The organism is Burkholderia sp. CpTa8-5, assembly GCF_017815045.1.
Taxonomy (GTDB): Bacteria; Pseudomonadota; Gammaproteobacteria; order Burkholderiales; family Burkholderiaceae; genus Burkholderia; species Burkholderia sola.
Genome location: NZ_JAGIQD010000065.1, coordinates 1 through 1,843 on the forward strand (window position 1 = coordinate 1; position 1,843 = coordinate 1,843).

Here is a 1,843-nt window from a genome sequence, read left to right on the forward strand (position 1 = left end):
TGGTGCGCCCAGCATGGGCGCACTCCTGCGGGTGCAAGTCCCGCCGTAAGCTGGTCACTGCGAACGAAGTGAAGCGCAACTGCATGAGGGCGACCGAGTGTGGGGAGGAAGCGTGGAGCGTAAATCGCGAGCCGATGGACAAGAACTGCATAGAAGGCGCTGCCAAGCAGGGCGAGCGGGCCATAAACCGCGAAGCTCTGGTGACCAAGGCGAGGCGGCGTAAATGCGGCGGTTGTGCGATGAAGGAGTGCGTTCTTACCTGGGGAGATCTCGCCTCATGCCTGAAAGGGCGACGGTGGCAAGCCGGAGCGAGAAGTCAGCAGAGGCCGTAGTAGCTGCCGGTATGGGGCGAAGGGCCGAACGAGTAGGAGGGCCGAAGGCCGTGTCGCTCGAACGTGCAGTGCATCAGAAGCCCGTGCAGGCGGGGCGCAACGCGGGAGGGCGAGGTGAAGCCGCGCCCGAAGCGGCGCGTGATGAAGCACGGACGGCGCGACACGAAACTGGAGGCTCGGGGCGAGATGGCCTGCTTGTGCAGGCGCTCGCGAGAGCGAATCTGGTGATGGCGTGGAAACGCGTCAAAGCCAATCGCGGCAGTGCCGGGGTGGATGGGAAGTCGATTGCCGAGACGACGGAGGCCCTGAAGACGCACTGGCCCCGGATTCGGGAAGCGTTACTGGAGGGAAGCTACCGGCCCCAGCCGGTGCGGCGCGTCCAGATTCCGAAGCCTGGTGGCGGGATGCGTGAACTGGGGATTCCGACGGTGACGGATCGACTGATCCAGCAAGCCCTGCTGCAAGTCTTGCAGCCCATCATTGACCCGAGTTTCTCTGAACACAGCTACGGTTTCCGACCGGGACGTCGAGCGCGTGACGCGGTGCTGATGGCACAACGGCATGCGCAGGACGGTTACCGGGTGGTGGTCGATGTGGATCTGGAGAAGTTCTTCGATCGGGTCAATCACGACATTCTGATGGAAAGGCTATCGAGGCGGATCGCGGACAAAGCCGTGCTGCGGCTGGTCCGCCATTACTTGGTGGCCGGGATCATGGATGGCGGGGTGGTCAGCGAGCGTTACGAAGGCACGCCGCAAGGCGGGCCGCTGTCGCCGCTGCTGGCCAATGTGCTGTTGGACGAGGTGGACCGTGAACTGGAGAGGCGAGGCCATCGTTTCGTGCGCTATGCCGACGACTGCAACGTGTACGTTCGCAGTCGTCGTGCGGGCGAACGGGTGCTGGGTGGCTTGCGCAAGCTCTATGAGCGGCTTCACCTGAAGATCAACGAAGCCAAGACGGCGATTGCCCGGGCGACGGGTCGCAAGTTTCTGGGCTACGCGTTATGGCGTGGTGCAGGCGACCGGATCAAATGCGCGGTGTCGTGGAAGGCGTTATTGACCTTCAAGCAACGCATCCGGGAACTGACGCGCCGCTCGGGCGGGCGAAGCCTGCCGGAGGTGGCGGAGCGACTGAGGGCGTATATGCGGGGGTGGAAGGCGTACTTCCATCTGGCGCAGACGCCGCGGGTGTTCCGTGAACTCGATGAGTGGATCAGGCATCGGCTGCGTGCGGTGCAGCTCAAGCATTGGCGACGGGGTACAACGATGTATCGGGAGATGCTGGCGCTGGGTGCCTCGAAAGAGGATGCCCGCCGGGTGGCCGCGAACAGTCGACGATGGTGGCGAAACAGCCGCTTGTTGCTGAACCGTGCCATGCCGATTGCCTACTTCGACCGGCTTGGCGTGCCACGGCTCTCATAACCTCAACTGCTCGAACCGCCCGGTGCGGACCCGCATGCCGGGTGGTGTGGGAGGGGATCGGTCAGGTTACCTGACCGCCCCTATCCCGAT

Annotated in this window: 1 protein-coding gene; it reads left to right on the top strand. The window is 63.9% G+C overall.

Annotation, left to right across the window (positions count from 1 at the left end; genetic code table 11):
- The first annotated feature begins 382 nt into the window (after positions 1-382).
- A complete protein-coding gene (gene ltrA / locus J8I35_RS34315; protein ID WP_209929384.1) occupies positions 383-1,753 on the top strand; it encodes a group II intron reverse transcriptase/maturase in 1,371 nt (456 codons plus the stop codon).
- Positions 1,754-1,843: the final 90 nt, after the last annotated feature.